The sequence below is a fragment of the Halomonas saccharevitans genome, from assembly GCF_032333995.1.
Lineage (GTDB): Bacteria > Pseudomonadota > Gammaproteobacteria > Pseudomonadales > Halomonadaceae > Halomonas > Halomonas saccharevitans.
On record NZ_JAVXUR010000004.1, the window covers coordinates 17,251 to 31,898 of the forward strand.

The following is a 14,648-nucleotide window of genomic DNA, read 5'->3' on the forward strand; positions in this document are numbered from 1 at the left end:
TGGGCCGCTGAATCCCTGCCTTCGGAGAGCTCGCCCATGGCGCAGTCGAAAGCCGCCCCGCAGACCTTCCTGTGGCACGACTACGAGACCTTCGGTGCCGATCCGCGCCGCGATCGTCCCTCGCAGTTCGCGGCCATCCGTACCGATGCCGAGTTCAACGAGATCGGCGAGCCGCTCGAGTTCTTCTGCAAGCCCGCCGATGACTTCCTGCCCCATCCTCAGGCCTGCCTGATCACCGGGATCACGCCGCAGCAGGCCCGCCGTCGCGGCCTGCCGGAGGCCGAGTTCGCCGGTCGCATCGAGGCGGCCATGAGCGAGCCCGGGACCTGTGCGCTGGGCTACAACAGCCTGCGATTCGACGACGAGGTGAGTCGCCACCTCTTCTATCGCAACCTGCTCGATCCTTACGCCCGGGAGTGGCAGAACGGCAACTCGCGCTGGGATCTGATTGACGTCGTGCGCGCCTTTCACGCCCTGCGCCCCGAGGGTATCGAGTGGCCGACCCGCGACGACGGCGCGCCGAGCTTCAAGCTCGAGGAGCTGACCGCCGCCAACGGTATCGCCCATGCGGGCGCCCACGATGCCCTGGCGGACGTGCGCGCCACCATTGCCCTGGCGAGGCTCCTGCGCGAGCGTAACGCCCGCCTCTTCGACTACCTGCTCGGCCTGCGCGGCAAGCGCGCCGTCTCCAAGCAGCTTGACCTGCCCAGCCGCAAGCCGGTGCTGCACATCTCGCGGCGCTATCCGGCCAGTCGCGGCTGCAGCGCCCTGGTGATGCCGCTGGCCGAGCATCCCTCCAATCCCAACGGGGTGATCGTCTTCGATCTGTCGATGGATCCGACTCCGCTGATGGAACTCTCGCCCGAGCAAATTCGCGAGCGGGTCTTCGTCAGCAACGACGATCTCGCGGAGGGCGCCGAGCGCATTCCGCTCAAGGTCATCCATATCAACAAGTGTCCGGTGCTCTTCCCGGCCAGCGCGCTCAAGGATGTCTCGGGGCCCCGCCAGGGCGAGTACGGCGAGATCGTCGAACGCCTGGGGCTCGACCTGGCCGCGTGCCGCGAGCACTGGAAGCGACTCGCCGCCCGCCCAGAGATCGCGGCGCGTGTCGCCGAGGTGTTCGCCGCGCCCCATCCCGAGCCGCCCTACGATCCCGACCTGATGCTCTACGCCGGCGGCTTTTTCTCGCCGACGGATCGCCAGCAGATGCAGCGGGTGCGCGAAACCGATCCCTGGGATCTGGTGGGGGCGCGCTTCGCCTTCCAGGATCCGCGCCTCGAGGAGATGCTGTTTCGCTATCGGGCCCGCAGCTATCCCGACACCCTGGAGAGCGAGGAGCAGGCGCGCTGGGAGGCCTTCCGTTGGGAGCGCATGAACGACCCCGCCGTCGCCAGCCTCACGCTGAAGGACTTTGCCCGCGAGATCGAGCGGCTCAATGGCGCATCGCTCGCCGATCGCGACCGGCAGGTGCTCGAGGAGCTGGTGATGCACGTCGAGTCGATGATGCCGCCCCAGGCCTTCGGCTGACCAAGCCCCTCCTTCGTGATGATCAACGAACAGCGCCCGGCCAGATGGCCGGGCGCTGTCGTCTCGGGGGGTGAGGCCCCGGGTCAGTCATCGTCCTCGGGCAGCGGCGCCAGGTGCCGGCTCAGGGCCAGCACGTCGCTGGGCTCATCGCCCGGATCGAAGCTGACGCGTGCCACGGCGCTGTCGCCCAGGGCCGGCCAGGCCTGGCGCAGTTCGTCGGCCGTCACCGTCAGGACGCGCTCGGCGAGACGCCGGTGGCGGTCGAAGCCGGTGTCGCCGTTGGCCAGCGCGCGCCAAAGGCGGTTGGTGCGCCCGGAGAGGCTGGTATCGCGCTGCATCAGGGCATCGTGCACTGCCTGGCGATAGGCGGCCAGCTCGTCGTCGTCGAGCGCTTCGAGGCGCTTGGCGAAGTCGTCCAGGAAGGCGTCGATATGGCCCTGGATCGCCTCGCTCTCGGTATCGGGGGACTGGACCAACAGGCTGATGCCGGGGGCGTCGAGCATGGGCGAGTAGCCGGCATTGACCACGTAGCCCAGCTGCTCCTCGGTGCGCAGGCGCTGGTAGAAGGGGGTCTCCAGCAGCTGGCCGAGCACCGCCAGGCGGGCCTGGCTCTTAAGCGAGCGGTCCGGCCCCTGCAGATAGCGCAGCACCAGCGAATCCTCCCGGGTAGTGGTGGGAATGAGCTCGGGGAGATCCTCTGCCTGCAGCGGGGTGAGGTCGGGAATGGCCTCGCTGGGTAGGGTCGGGGCGAGCGCCTCGGCCACCTGCCGGGCCTCGCGGCCGGCGAGCTCGCGCGTCAGGTTACCCACCGCCATCGCCTCCAGGTGCAGCTCGGCGAGGAAGCGCTGGCGGAAGTCGCGCAGGTCGGCGGTCTCCAGGTCGCGGCTCGCCTGAAGCAGCGCCTCGGTAGGCCACTGCGGGCGCACCAGCGCCTCGGACAGGGTGCGGTGAGCCTGGCGGTAGAGCGCATCCTGCGGAGCGTTGCGCCACTCGCGCTGGAGGCGGTAGCGCACCCGCTCGAAGGTCGCCTCGTCGATGGTCGCGTCCTCGAGCTGGGCGATGACCCGTCCGATCAGGCGCTCCTGGCGATCCCGCCAGCCGGAGAACGACAGGGTGATGCCGCGGGCGTGGGCGTAGGCCTCGAAGCGGTGGCCGGCCAGGCGTGCCGGATAGAGGGTCTCGTTGAGGCTGTCGACGAGCCAGCCGGCGAGCAGCCGGGAGAGCGCCGCCTCGCGGGCCTCGCGGCTCGCCGCGGGGTGCTGGAGGCTGAAGCGCCACTCCACCTGGGGGGTGTCGAAGGTGGCATCCGCCATGTGCCAGAAGTCGAACCCCGTCTCGTCGATGGCCAGGCCCGGCACCTCGTCCTGGCGCTCGATCAGCTCGAGGTCGGCGGCGATGTAGGGGTTCGGCTCGGGCAGGGCGATGCCGGGCAGCGGCTCGCCTTCGTCTTGCATCGCGACCTCGCGCCAGGGGGTGTCGAACCAGGGCGAGACGGCGTCGCCCTCGACCTCCGGGCCGCTATAGAGGCGCAGCAGCCGGTTGGGGCGCAGGCCGTCGAGCCACTGCTCGATCAGCGCGCGATCGAAGCCGTCGTGGCGGTAGGGCGCGATGTTGACGTCCTCCAGCGGGTAGCGCGACAGGTTCATGGCCAGGCGGATGGCGTCGCCCTGGGGCGCGCCGTGCTGCTGGAAGCGGAACTGCTGGTCGGCCAGGCGCGCCTGCTCCTCATAGCGCCAGGCCTCGAGACCTTTATCCCGAATGCCCTCGATGGCGGCGAACAGGCTCGCCTGGACGCGCGGCAGCGCCTCGGCACCCTCGGGCGTCAGGCTGATGTCCACGGCGAACAGCGCATGGCGACCATCGCCGCGGGTCACCCCGGCGGAGAGGCCGTCGGCCCAGCCCGCCTCGCGCAGCACCGCGAGCAGGCTGCCTTCGCCCTCGTGGCCGAGCAGGTGAGCCAGATAGTCGGCCGGCTTGTGGCGATAGGCGGTCTCGGGGTCGGGCACCGGGAACAGGAAGCTGACTCGCTGGCTGTCTCGCACCGACTCGAGCCGCACCGCGCGCGGCAGGCTCTGCTCCTCGACCAGCGGGGCCTCGATGCTTGGCCGGGCGAGGCCGCGGTCGGGCACGCCGGCGAAGCGCTCGGTGATCAGGGCCTCGAGCTCGTCGAGGGGCTGGGGCGCCACCACCGCCAGGTGCATGACGTTAGCGTCGTAGTGCGCCTCGTAGAAGTCGATCACGCGCTCGCGCAGGCTCGGCTCTCCCACCGGCCGGTCGCCCAGGGTCTCGCGGCTGCCTACCGAGAAGCCGGTGGCGGGGTGGGCGGGGTTGAGCAGCTGATCGAGCACGTCCTGGGCACGGCGGCCGTCGTCGCGCAGGCGCGCCTGGTATTCGGAGTGCACCACGTTGCGCTCGCTCTCCAGGCGCTCGGCGTTGAACAGCGGTGATACGAAGAAACGGCTGAAACGATCCAGGGCGCCGGCCAGGGCGTCGGGCTCGATATCGAAGAAGTAGTTGGTGTCGTAGGGGGCGGTGAAGGCGTTGTGGCTACCGCCGTGACGCGTCAGGTAGCCCTGGTAGGCATCGGGCTCGGGATAGGCGTCGGTGCCGAGGAACAGCATGTGCTCGAGGTAGTGGGCCAGGCCGGCGAGATCCTCGGGATCCTGGGCGCTGCCCACGTCGACGTTCAGTGAGGCCGCGGCCTTGTCGGACTCCGGGTCGCTGACCAGCAGCACGCTCAGTCCGTTGTCGAGGGTCAGGGCGCGGTAGTCGCGATCGTCGTGGGGGCTGACCTTGGGCGAGACGCTGGCGTTCACGGCGTCGGCGCGGGCGGTCAGGCCCGTCAGCAGGGCCGCGGCAACGGCCAGCCAGGCGAGCAGATGGCCCGGGTAGCGGCAAGAGGCAGGCAAGGCGTTGATCATCATCGCTCCTGTGGGACGGAATGGCGCAGCATGGGGCCGGTGGGATGGGCGCAGGTCGGCTCCTGGCAGGCTGGGTCGTTGACCTTCCTTGATACCATGAAAGCGCCCAGGAGTTCCGCGGGGGCGGAGCCGAGCAGGGCCTGAGCCTCGCTAGGCGGTGTCTGCGGATCGAGCCAGCGCTCGGCCTGTCCGGGCTCGATCACCGCCGGCAGGCGGTCGGTGATGGGCGCCAGCAGGGCGTTGGTCGGCACCGTGATCAGCGCCATGGAGTCGTGGTGCTGGCTGAGGCTGGTGTGAAAGCGACACCAGATCCCGGCCAGCAGCAAGGGGCCGCGATCGACGCGGGTGACCAGGAAGGGCTGCTTGAAACGCGGCTGTGGCTTCCAGGCATAGACGCCGCTGACCGGTACCAGACAGCGCCGGGCCGTGAAGGCCTCGCGAAACATGGGGCGCGTCTGCAGGGCCTCGGCCCGGGCGCAGTGGGGAGCATGGTCGAGCACCTTGAGCCAGGGGGGCGTCAGCCCCCAGAAGGCCGTCACCAGCCGCGGCCGCCCGGCATCCAGGCGGATCATCGACAGGGGGCGGCGTGGCGCCAGGTTGGGGCCGGTGATCAGGGCGGTCTCGGCGACCAGGTCGGGCAGCAGGCGCTCGAGGTCGAGCGGGGCGATGTGCAGTCGGCCGGCCATGGGGACTCCGAGTGGATGGAGCGTCAGGGTAACCAAGTCCATGGGCGGAGAAAAGCCGCGAACGCGGCGCGATCCGGCCGCCGCTTGCATCGTGAATGGCCCTGGATATCCTGTCGAAAACAGTGTTCGATGAGAGTATCCTTGTCGCCCGACGCGCGTTGCGCGCCACCACTCCGCGAGGATCCCGATGGCTCGACCCAGACAGCATGCACCCGAGGCGCTCCATGCCCACGTCATGGACGCCTGCGATGCCTGGCTTAAGCAGCATCCGGTCCACACGCTTTCGCTGCGGGCGCTCGCGCGGGAGGTCGGCTGTGCGCCCAGCACGCTGCTCAAGCTCTACGGCAGCTTCAGCAACCTGCTGCAGCACGTCAACGTCGAGACCCTGGCCCGGCTGCGTGAGGTGATCGAGCCGCTGCTCGCCGATCAGGTGCCTGAGCAGCGCCTCAAGGCCCTGGCGCGGGTCTACTGGCAGTTCGCCCGCCAGGACCCCCATCGCTGGCAGCTGCTCTTCGACTATCCGCTGGCTCAGGAGGGCGAGCTGGATCAGCGTCAGAACGCGATGATCGAGGGGCTCTTCCTGCGGGTGGAGGCGACCCTCAAGGAGTACCAGCCATCGCTGGATGACCTGGAGGCGTGGCGGCTGAGTCGCACCCTTTGGGGCAGCGTGCACGGCCTGGTCCAGCTGGGCCTCAACGAGCGTCTCGGCCACTGGCACGGCGAACCGCTGGAGGTGGGCGAGCTGCTCGACCAGCTGCTCTCGACCATCCTGGCCGGCCTCGGGCGCGCGCCAGACGCGCCGTGATGTCCCCGCTGCTGTGGGGGGCGACGGGGCTGGTGATGGCGGCGGGTGGCTGGCGGCTGGCCAGTGCCCCGCGACCCTTTCTGCGGGGCGCGCTCTTCCTGTTGCTTCATCTGGTCTATCGGCTGCGCTTTCGTGGTCGCGGAAGCATTCCCGCGAGCGGCCCGGCCATCGTCGTCTGCAACCACGTCAGCTTCATGGACGCGCTGGTGGTGGGCGTGGCCACCCCCCGGCCGCTACGCTTTTTGATGGACAAGCCGATCTATGATTCGCCCTGGCTCAACTGGCTATTTCGCCGGGTGGGGGCCATTCCCGTGGACGCCGATCGGCGAGATCCGGGCAGCGTGCGACAGGCGCTGGCCGAGGTCAGTCGGGCGCTGGGGCAGGGTGAGGTGGTGATGGTGTTTCCCGAGGGGCGACTGACACCGGACGGCGAGATACAGCCCTTTCGCCGCGGCCTCGAGCTGATACTGGCTCGCGATGCGGTGCCGGTGATCCCCGCCGGGCTGGCTGGCCTCTGGGGCTCCTGGACCTCGCACCGGGCCGGCAAGGCGCTGACCCGGCCGCCGCGGCGCTGTCGCGCCCGAGTGGCGCTCTACTTCGGGGAGGCCATGCCGCCCGGCGAGGCGAGCCGGCAGCGCGTCGCCGAGCGGGTGCACGCCCTCAAGGTCGAGGCCGATGGCTGGGCCGAGCCCGACGCGGACCGCGACTAGGCCGCGCCGGTCTCATCCGGGGCCTGGATGGCGGGCCTCACGCGACCCGTGCGGCGCGACGCACCGGCTGCCAGCAGCGGGCGGCGGTGATCAGGTTGTCGCGCACCTCGAGGATCTCCATGCGCACGTTGCCGATCTGCAGGCAGACCGGTCCGTCGGGGAAGGACTCCAGGTGCTCGAGGATAACGCCGTTGAGGGTCTTAGGGCCGTCGGTCGGCAGCTGCCAGCCCAGCGCCTTGTTGACATCGCGGATGTTGGCGGTGCCGTCGATCAGATGGCTGCCGTCGTCCTGCGGGTGGATCTCCTGGTCGAGGCCCGCCACGTCGGTGGTGAACTCGCCGACGATCTCCTCGAGGATGTCCTCCAGGGTCACCAGGCCCTCCACGTCGCCGTACTCGTCCACCACGATCCCGATGCGCCGCTTCTGCTTCTGGAAGTTGAGCAGCTGGGTGTGCAGTGGCGTGGACTCGGGAATGAAGTAGGGTTCTCGCGCCTCCTGGACGATGGCCGCCTTGGTCACGTCGCCGCGGGAGAGAAAGCGCGCCGCGTTGCGCAGGTGGAGCATGCCGATGATGTTGTTGATGTCACCCTTGTAGACCGGCACCCGGGTATGCTGGCTGGTGCGGATCTGGGCCAAGATCTCCTCCAGGTCGTCGTCCAGGTCGAGGCCCATCACCTCGTGGCGCGGCACCATGATGTCGTTCACGGTGACGTTCTCCAGGTCGAGGATCGACAGCAGCATCGACTGGTGGCGGCGGGGGATCAGCGTGCCGGCCTCGTGCACCACGGTGCGCAGTTCGTCGCGGGTCAGGTTGTCGGCGCCGCCGTCGATGCTCTTCACGCCCATCAGGCGCAGCAGGCCGTTGGAGATCGCGTTGACCAGCCACACCAGCGGGTAGAGCAGCTTGAGCAGCGGCTCCAGGGCCAGCGAGGCGGGGTAGGCGATGCGCTCGGGCTTGATTGCCGCGTAGGTCTTGGGCGTGACCTCGGCGAAGATCAGGATGGTGATGGTCAGAAGCGCGGTGGCGACGGCCGGGCCGGTCACCTCGCCGAAGAAGTGGATGGCGATGATGGTGGCGATGGAGGCCGCCAGGTTGTTGACGAAGTTGTTGCCGATCAGGATCACGCCGATCAGCCGATCCGGCCGCGACAGCAGGCGCATGACCCGCTGGGCGCGCGACTCGCCGCTGCTCGCCTGATGGCTCAGGCGGTAGCGGTTGATCGACATCATTCCGGTCTCGGAACTGGAGAAGAAGGCGGACAGGCAGACGAGCAGGAACAGCAGGCCGAACAGCAGTCCCAGCGGGAAGTCGTCACTCAATGTCGAAGGATCCTCAAAGGCGTATCAGGCTCGAGTTGTAGGGGCTCGGCCAGCGGGTGTCAAGGCGGTGCCGGGCTCAGCCGCGGTCGAGCACGATCTCCAGCACGAACTTGCTGCCGAAGTAGGCCAGCAGCAGCACCAGGCAGCCGCCCAGGGTCCAGCGCACCGCGCGCATGCCGCGCCAGCCCAGCCGATGGTGGCTGAACAGCAGGGTGGCGAAGATCACCCAGGCGGCCAGCGAGAGGATCGACTTGTGGGCGAGGTGCTGGGCGAACATGTTGTCGACGAACAGGAAGCCGCTGACGATCGACAGGGTCAGCAGGATCATGCCGGCCCAGATCATCTCGAAGAGGATCCGCTCCATGGTGGTCAGCGGGGGCAGCGACTGGACGACGCCGCGGATGTGGTGATGGCGCAGCGCCTGGTTCTGGATGCCCAGCAGCACCGCCTGGACGGCGGCGATCGCCAGCAGGGCGAAGGCCAGGGCGCTGCTCAGCGCGTGCAGGGCGATGCCCGGGGTCATGCCGGTGGCACGCTCCGGACTCGGCAGCCCCGATGCCAGCAGCAGGCTCAGGCCGGCCAGCGGCAGCAGTCCGGTGGCGATGTTGAGCACCGGCTTGAAGAGGCTGGCCAGCAGCAGCACCAGCACGGCCAGCGCGCCGACCAGCACCGCGCTGGTCGAGAGGCCGGGCAGCAGGGAGTCGCCCCGGGCCAGCAGCGTGGCGGCCAGCGGCAGGTGGCAGAGCAGTCCGAACAGGGCCAGGGCACGCACCAGCATGTCGCGCGGTGGTACCCGCCGGGCTAGGGCGAGGCCCTGCCAGGAGGCGGCCCCCATGTAGAAGAGGAAGGCCATGACGGCAAGTGATAGCGGCTGCATCGATCGCTGTCCGTGCGCCTTCGCCAGCGCTTATGAAATGGTATTGCTACTATACCGAATCCCCACGGCGGCGCACAGCGCGGCGGCGCTCCCTCGGGACAGCGAATGCCGGTCATGCATGGAGACTGCCGGCCAGGGCGCGTATAATTTTCGACCATTGCAGGGAGCCCCGGCCGATGCCGGAGCGGTTTCCCCGGCCATCGTGATTGGAGAGGCCCCATGTTCCAGAATCTCAGCGAGCGTCTGTCCCAGACGCTCAAGTCCATCAAGGGTCAGGCCCGCCTGACCGAGGACAACGTCAAGGACACCCTGCGCGAGGTGCGTCGAGCCCTGCTCGAGGCGGATGTCGCGCTGCCGGTGGTCAAGGCCTTCATCGACCGGGTGCGCGAGCGCGCCGTGGGTCAGGAAGTCTCCCAGAGCCTTTCTCCGGGCCAGCAGTTCGTCAAGATCGTCCAGCAGGAGCTCGAGGCGATCATGGGCGAGGCCAACGAGGGCCTGACCCTCAAGGGCTCGCCGGCCGTGGTGTTGATGGCCGGCCTGCAGGGCGCGGGCAAGACCACCTCGGTGGCCAAGCTGGCGCGCTACCTGCGCGAACGCGAGAAGAAGAAGGTGCTCGTCGTCTCGGCCGACGTCTATCGTCCGGCGGCCATCGACCAGCTCGAGACCCTGGCCCGCGAAGTCGAGGTCGACTTCTTCCCGTCGCGCAGCGATCAGCAGCCGGTGGCCATCGCCGAGGCGGCGATCAAGCACGCCAAGATCCAGTTCCATGACGTGGTGCTGGTCGATACCGCCGGTCGCCTGGCCATCGACGAGGCGATGATGGCCGAGATCCAGGCGCTGCATAAGGCGGTGGTGCCCGACGAGACGCTGTTCGTCGTCGATGCCATGACCGGCCAGGACGCCGCCAATACCGCCAAGGCCTTCCACGAGGCGCTGCCGCTGACCGGGGTGATCCTCACCAAGGCCGACGGCGATGCCCGCGGCGGCGCGGCGCTCTCGGTGCGCCACGTCACCGGCAAGCCGATCAAGTTCATGGGCGTGGGCGAGAAGGTCGACGCCCTCGAGCCCTTCCACCCGGACCGGGTGGCCTCGCGCATCCTCGGCATGGGCGACGTGCTCTCGCTGATCGAGGAGGCCGAGCGCACCGTCGACAAGAAGAAGGCCGACCAGCTCGCCAAGAAGGTCAAGAAGGGTCAGGGGTTCGACCTCGAGGACTTTCGCGACCAGCTCCAGCAGCTCAAGAAGATGGGCGGCATGGGCGGCCTGATGGGCAAGCTGCCGGGTATGGGGCAGATGGCTGAGATGGCCCAGGGCCCAGGGCCCGAGAAGGAGATGGGCAAGCTCGAGGCGCTGATCAATTCGATGACGCCCCAGGAGCGGCGCAAGCCCGAGATCATCAACGGCTCGCGCAAGCGTCGCATCGCCGCCGGTGCCGGCCTGCAGGTGCCCGACCTCAATCGCCTGCTCAAGCAGCACAAGCAGATGCAGAAGATGATGAAGAAGGCGGGCCAGAAGGGCGGCATGCAGAAGATGATGCGCGGCATGTCCGGCATGATGGGCGGCGGCGGCCCGGGTGGCCCTGGCGGCATGGGCGGTATGGGTGGTCCCGGCGGGATGCCCCGGCGCTGAGCCGGCGCATGGCGCGGCGTCGAGCGCAAAAAGGTTTCCAAGTCGAGCGATTTTCCGTAGAATATCGCGTCTTCACAGGCAGGGCCGCGATCGACGCGGTCATCGTCGTGACCGAATGACCCGAAGCCGGGCCGTCGGCCCGCTTCCCGGAGCAGATTGGCGAGGGCCAGCAGGGTATCGGCACCTCGGCCGAAACATCCGTAACTTCAACCGAAGGATAATCAACGCATGGTTACCATTCGTCTGGCACGTGGTGGCGCCAAGAAGCGTCCCTTCTACCACCTCACCGTGACCGATTCTCGCAAGTCCCGTGACGGTCGCTTCATCGAGCGCCTGGGTTTCTTCAACCCCGTCGCCCGCGGTCAGGAAGAGCGCCTGCGCGTCGACCTGGAGCGCATCACCCACTGGCAGAGCCAGGGTGCCCAGCTCTCCGACCGCGTCGCCGAGCTGGTCAAGGAAGCCCGCAAGCAGGCCTGATAGGTCTGACTTGCCTGCTGCAACGGTCCAGGGGTCGTCGATGAGCGAACATGCGCAAGCGCAGCCAGCCGACGATCACGTGGTGCTGGGCAAGCTGACCAGCCCCTACGGCGTGAAGGGCTGGCTGAAGGTGTATTCGTATACCAGTCCCATGGACGGCATCCTCGACTACGAGGTCTGGGTGCTGCGCCAGGGGAGTCGCCTGACCCGCGCGCGCCTGCTGCAGGGGCGCCGCCAGGGCAAGGGCCTGGTGGCGCAGCTCGAGGGGGTCGACAGCCGCGAGGCGGCCGAGGCCCTGGCGGGTGCCGAGATCCTTTTGCCCAAGGCCGAACTGCCCGAGCTCGACGCCGACGACTTCTATTGGTATCAGCTCGAAGGGCTCGCCGTGGTGACCCGCGACGGGCTGGCACTGGGCCGCATCGACCACCTCTTCGAGACCGGCGCCAACGACGTCATGGTGGTGAAGGGCGAGGCCGACGAGCGCATCGAGTCGCGTGAGCGACTGCTGCCCTTCCTGCCCGGTGACGTCGTGCTGGAGGTCGATATCGAGGGTGGCGTGATGACCGTAGACTGGGATCCGGAATTTTGAGTTCCGATTCGATCCCGGCGCCGGCCATGTGGATCGGCGTGGTGTCGCTGTTTCCCGAGATGTTCGAGGCGATCACTCGTCACGGCGTCACGGGCCGGGCGGTGGAGCAGGGGCGCATCGCGCTCGAGTTCTGGAATCCCCGGGACTACGCCACCGACCGGCATCGCACCGTGGACGACCGCCCCTACGGCGGCGGCCCGGGCATGTTGATGAAGGTCGACACCCTGCGGGCGGCCATTCACGCCTCTCGCGAGCGCGCCGAGGCCGCCACCGGCCAGCGGGCCAGGGTCATCTACCTGTCCCCCCAGGGGCGGCGCCTGGATCAGCAGGGCGTGCAGGAGCTGGCCTCGGGCCCCCCGCTGGTGGTGGTGGCCGGGCGCTATGAAGGCATCGATGAGCGGGTGGTGGAAGCCGACATCGATGAGGAGTGGTCGATCGGCGACTATGTGCTCAGCGGCGGCGAGCTGCCGGCCATGGTGCTGATCGATGCCGCGGCGAGACTGGTGCCCGGGGTGCTGGGCCATCAGGATTCCGCGGTCGAGGACTCCTTCAACGACGGGCTGCTGGACTGCCCGCACTATACGCGCCCCGAGGATGTCGACGGGCGGCGAGTGCCGGAGGTCCTGCTCAGCGGCCACCATGGCGCCATCCGGCGCTGGCGGCTGAAGCAGTCACTGGGGCGGACCTGGCTCAGGCGTCCCGACCTGCTGGAAAGCAGGTCGTTGAGCGACGAGCAGCGCGTGCTGCTCGAGGAGTTCATCGAGGACTACGCGCTGGCCGCGAAGTAGGTCAGGGCGGAGGTGCAGGGCGCGTCCCCGGGACGGCGGACCTGTGTCACCAACGGCATTCCCGCGCTCTCGAGCTCGACTCGGGCGCCGGGATCACGACGCACCGGCGACGAACCGCATCCGGCGCGTCACGAGATATTTTTGAGGAGTTGTTGTCATGAGTAGCAAGAACAAGGTGATCCAGGCGCTCGAGACCGAGCAGATGAGCAAGGAAGTCCCGGCCTTCGCCCCCGGCGATACCGTGATCGTCCAGGTCAAGGTCAAGGAAGGCACCCGCGAGCGTCTCCAGGCCTTCGAAGGCGTGGTCATCGGCAAGCGTAACCGCGGCCTGAACTCCGCCTTCACCGTGCGCAAGATCTCCCACGGTGTCGGTGTCGAGCGTACCTTCCAGACCTACAGCCCGCTGGTCGATTCTATTGAGGTCAAGCGTCGCGGTGACGTGCGCCAGGCCAAGCTGTACTACCTCCGCGAGCGCAGCGGCAAGTCTGCTCGCATCAAGGAAAAGCTGGCCTGAGGCGAGAGCCTCTGCCCGCGTGTGGCGTCGGGGCTCAGGCCCTGACCCCACTTCCGGAACCCCGTCACCGCTGCCGCGGGGCGGGGTTTCGCTCTGATTGGGCCCGTTCGGGAGTCGTATGGGAAGCACCACGCAGGCCGCCGCGCTGATCGATGCCTTCCTCGACGGCCTGTGGCTGGAGCAAGGCGCCAGCGACAACACGCTGAGCGCCTATCGCCACGACCTGACGCGCTGGCAGGCCCGCCTGACAGCGGTCGGCGAGCCGCTGCTGTCGCCGACGAGTACTGCCCTGCCGGCCTGGCTCGACGAGCGTCGCACGGCGGGCTACAGCCTGCGCAGCAACGCGCGGCTGCTCTCGAGCCTGCGGCGCTTCTACCGCTGGGCTCTCGGTGAGGGGCTGGTCGATCACGACCCGCTGGTCGACGTGCGCCTGCCCCGGGTGCGCCCGGCGCTGCCCGACACCCTGGAGGAGGACGAAGTGGAGCGCCTGCTCGCGGCGCCGGACCTCACCACCGACCTCGGCGTGCGCGACCGGGCCATGCTGGAGGTGCTCTACGGTGCCGGGCTGCGGGTCACCGAGCTGGTGGGGTTGACCACCGATGCGGTCAACCTGCGCCAGGGCGTGGTCAGGGTGCGCGGCAAGGGCGACAAGGATCGCCTGGTGCCCCTGGGCGAGGAGGCCGTGAGCTGGCTCGAGCGCTATCTGCGAACCGCTCGCGGCGCGCTGATGGCCGACATCACCCGGCCGGCGCTGTTCCCCGGGCGCGACGACCGCTGCCTGACGCGTCAGGCCTTCTGGTACCGCATCAAGGCCCATGCGCGGGTCGCCGGGATCGAGCGTCCGCTGTCGCCGCACACCCTGCGCCATGCCTTCGCCACTCATCTGTTGAATCATGGCGCCAACCTGCGTGTCGTACAGCTGCTGCTCGGTCACAGCGATCTCTCGACCACGCAGATCTATACCCATGTGGCGCAGGTGCGACTCGAAGACCTGCATGCCAACCATCACCCTCGAGGCTGAACCATGAGATTATCGATCCTTACCCTATGCGGGGGCCTGCTGGCCGCGTCCCTGGCCCTATTGCCCGTTGCCCAGGCCGATCCGGCCCGGCAGCTGGCCGAGACCCTGTCGGTCAACGGCCAGCCCATGCCGGTGGAACGCGTGCGCGAGACGCCGCTGGAGGGCTTCTATGAGGTGACGCTTTCGAGCGGCGAGACCTTCTACAGCAACGCCGACGGCAGCCACTTCCTGGTCGGTGACCTCTACGAGAACGCCGAGCGCGGCCTGGTCAACCTCACCGAGCAGGGCCGCAACGCCGAGCGCAGCGCGCGACTCGCCGCGGTGCCGGAGAGCGAGCGGGTGATCTATCGCGGCACCGGCGAAACGCGCGCCGAGCTGGTGGTCTTTACCGACACCACCTGCCCCTACTGCCGCCAGCTCCACGAGGAGGTGCCGCGGCTCAACGAGATGGGCATCGAGGTCCACTACCTGGCTTTCCCGCGCAGCGGGTTGGGTTCGCCGGGCGGACGCCAGCTGCAGCAAGTGTGGTGTGCCGACAACAAGGCCGAGGCGATGTCGGCGGCCAAACGCGAAGAAGCGCTGAGCGGCGCCGCGGACTGCGACAATCCGGTCGAGGAACAGTATCATCTGGGCATGCAGCTCGGCGTGCAGGGCACGCCGGCGATTGTGCTGCCCGACGGCCGCCTGGTGCCCGGCTATGTGCCGGCGGAGCGTCTGGCCGCCATGCTCGGTTTGAGTGAATGATGGCCGAGTGATGACCGACGCCGACGAGCGTCGGCACGA

Annotated in this window: 14 protein-coding genes; 10 read left to right on the plus strand and 4 right to left on the minus strand. The window is 68.6% G+C overall.

Features of this window, described 5'->3' with window-relative positions; genetic code table 11:
* Nucleotides 1-36 precede the first annotated feature (36 nt).
* A complete protein-coding gene (sbcB, locus tag RSO68_RS10570; RefSeq protein WP_315586571.1) occupies nt 37-1,527 on the plus strand; it encodes an exodeoxyribonuclease I in 1,491 nt (496 codons plus the stop codon).
* Between the two features lie 83 nt (nt 1,528-1,610).
* On the opposite strand, the gene RSO68_RS10575 is transcribed toward sbcB, so the two are convergent.
* Both RSO68_RS10575 and RSO68_RS10580 read right to left on the minus strand, forming a co-directional pair.
* Nucleotides 1,611-4,448, minus strand: a complete 2,838-nt coding sequence (locus tag RSO68_RS10575) for an insulinase family protein (protein WP_315586572.1) — start codon at nt 4,446-4,448, stop codon at nt 1,611-1,613.
* Nucleotides 4,448-5,134, minus strand: a complete 687-nt coding sequence (locus RSO68_RS10580) for an SOS response-associated peptidase (protein WP_315586573.1) — start codon at nt 5,132-5,134, stop codon at nt 4,448-4,450. Before RSO68_RS10580 ends, RSO68_RS10575 begins: the two co-directional genes overlap by 1 nt.
* A gap of 187 nt (nt 5,135-5,321) precedes the next feature.
* On the opposite strand from RSO68_RS10580, the gene RSO68_RS10585 reads away from it, so the two are divergent.
* Complete coding sequence (locus tag RSO68_RS10585) at nt 5,322-5,939, plus strand: TetR/AcrR family transcriptional regulator (protein WP_089849934.1); 618 nt, start codon at nt 5,322-5,324, stop codon at nt 5,937-5,939.
* Complete coding sequence (locus RSO68_RS10590) at nt 5,939-6,649, plus strand: 1-acyl-sn-glycerol-3-phosphate acyltransferase (RefSeq protein WP_315586574.1); 711 nt, start codon at nt 5,939-5,941, stop codon at nt 6,647-6,649. The genes RSO68_RS10585 and RSO68_RS10590 overlap by 1 nt, the downstream gene beginning before the upstream one ends.
* A gap of 37 nt (nt 6,650-6,686) precedes the next feature.
* On the opposite strand, the gene RSO68_RS10595 is transcribed toward RSO68_RS10590, so the two are convergent.
* The gene (locus tag RSO68_RS10595) at nt 6,687-7,970 is read right to left on the minus strand and encodes an HlyC/CorC family transporter (protein WP_089849930.1); all 1,284 of its coding nucleotides are present in this window, start codon (nt 7,968-7,970) and stop codon (nt 6,687-6,689) included.
* Nucleotides 7,971-8,046: 76 nt separating this feature from the next.
* Entirely contained in the window at nt 8,047-8,847 is an 801-nt protein-coding gene (locus RSO68_RS10600; protein WP_315586575.1) for a cytochrome C assembly family protein, read from the minus strand.
* 219 nt (nt 8,848-9,066) lie between these two features.
* Here RSO68_RS10600 and ffh point away from each other — a divergent pair, with 219 nt between their 5' ends.
* From ffh to RSO68_RS10635, 7 genes are all read left to right on the plus strand, one after another.
* Nucleotides 9,067-10,476, plus strand: coding sequence for a signal recognition particle protein (gene ffh / locus RSO68_RS10605; RefSeq protein WP_315586576.1), 1,410 nt, complete (start codon nt 9,067-9,069; stop codon nt 10,474-10,476).
* A gap of 228 nt (nt 10,477-10,704) precedes the next feature.
* On the plus strand, nt 10,705-10,953 hold the full coding sequence (gene rpsP / locus RSO68_RS10610; RefSeq protein ID WP_071944078.1) for a 30S ribosomal protein S16: 249 nt from the start codon (nt 10,705-10,707) through the stop codon (nt 10,951-10,953).
* Nucleotides 10,954-10,993: 40 nt separating this feature from the next.
* A complete protein-coding gene (gene rimM / locus RSO68_RS10615) occupies nt 10,994-11,542 on the plus strand; it encodes a ribosome maturation factor RimM (RefSeq protein WP_315586577.1) in 549 nt (182 codons plus the stop codon).
* Nucleotides 11,543-11,568: 26 nt separating this feature from the next.
* Complete coding sequence (trmD, locus tag RSO68_RS10620; protein WP_315586814.1) at nt 11,569-12,330, plus strand: tRNA (guanosine(37)-N1)-methyltransferase TrmD; 762 nt, start codon at nt 11,569-11,571, stop codon at nt 12,328-12,330.
* Nucleotides 12,331-12,487: 157 nt separating this feature from the next.
* Entirely contained in the window at nt 12,488-12,844 is a 357-nt protein-coding gene (gene rplS, locus RSO68_RS10625) for a 50S ribosomal protein L19 (RefSeq protein WP_108447385.1), read from the plus strand.
* Nucleotides 12,845-12,962: 118 nt separating this feature from the next.
* Nucleotides 12,963-13,865 carry a site-specific tyrosine recombinase XerD gene (gene xerD / locus RSO68_RS10630; RefSeq protein WP_315586578.1) on the plus strand — a complete coding sequence of 301 codons (903 nt, stop codon included), beginning with the start codon at nt 12,963-12,965 and terminating at the stop codon, nt 13,863-13,865.
* Between the two features lie 3 nt (nt 13,866-13,868).
* Complete coding sequence (locus RSO68_RS10635) at nt 13,869-14,609, plus strand: DsbC family protein (RefSeq protein ID WP_089849915.1); 741 nt, start codon at nt 13,869-13,871, stop codon at nt 14,607-14,609.
* The last annotated feature ends 39 nt before the right edge of the window (nt 14,610-14,648 follow it).

Excerpts from the sequence above, each read along its gene's own strand:
- RSO68_RS10590 (WP_315586574.1), top strand. The coding sequence starts at position 5,939 with ATGTCCCCGCTGCTGTGGGGGGCGACGGGGCTGGTGATGGCGGCGGGT.
- sbcB (WP_315586571.1), top strand. The coding sequence starts at position 37 with ATGGCGCAGTCGAAAGCCGCCCCGCAGACCTTCCTGTGGCACGACTAC.
- xerD (WP_315586578.1), top strand. The coding sequence starts at position 12,963 with ATGGGAAGCACCACGCAGGCCGCCGCGCTGATCGATGCCTTCCTCGAC.
- trmD (WP_315586814.1), top strand. The coding sequence starts at position 11,569 with ATGTGGATCGGCGTGGTGTCGCTGTTTCCCGAGATGTTCGAGGCGATC.
- RSO68_RS10585 (WP_089849934.1), top strand. The coding sequence starts at position 5,322 with ATGGCTCGACCCAGACAGCATGCACCCGAGGCGCTCCATGCCCACGTC.
- RSO68_RS10600 (WP_315586575.1), bottom strand. The coding sequence starts at position 8,847 with ATGCAGCCGCTATCACTTGCCGTCATGGCCTTCCTCTTCTACATGGGG.
- RSO68_RS10635 (WP_089849915.1), top strand. The coding sequence starts at position 13,869 with ATGAGATTATCGATCCTTACCCTATGCGGGGGCCTGCTGGCCGCGTCC.
- rimM (WP_315586577.1), top strand. The coding sequence starts at position 10,994 with ATGAGCGAACATGCGCAAGCGCAGCCAGCCGACGATCACGTGGTGCTG.
- ffh (WP_315586576.1), top strand. The coding sequence starts at position 9,067 with ATGTTCCAGAATCTCAGCGAGCGTCTGTCCCAGACGCTCAAGTCCATC.
- rpsP (WP_071944078.1), top strand. The coding sequence starts at position 10,705 with ATGGTTACCATTCGTCTGGCACGTGGTGGCGCCAAGAAGCGTCCCTTC.
- rplS (WP_108447385.1), top strand. The coding sequence starts at position 12,488 with ATGAGTAGCAAGAACAAGGTGATCCAGGCGCTCGAGACCGAGCAGATG.
- RSO68_RS10580 (WP_315586573.1), bottom strand. The coding sequence starts at position 5,134 with ATGGCCGGCCGACTGCACATCGCCCCGCTCGACCTCGAGCGCCTGCTG.
- RSO68_RS10575 (WP_315586572.1), bottom strand. The coding sequence starts at position 4,448 with ATGATCAACGCCTTGCCTGCCTCTTGCCGCTACCCGGGCCATCTGCTC.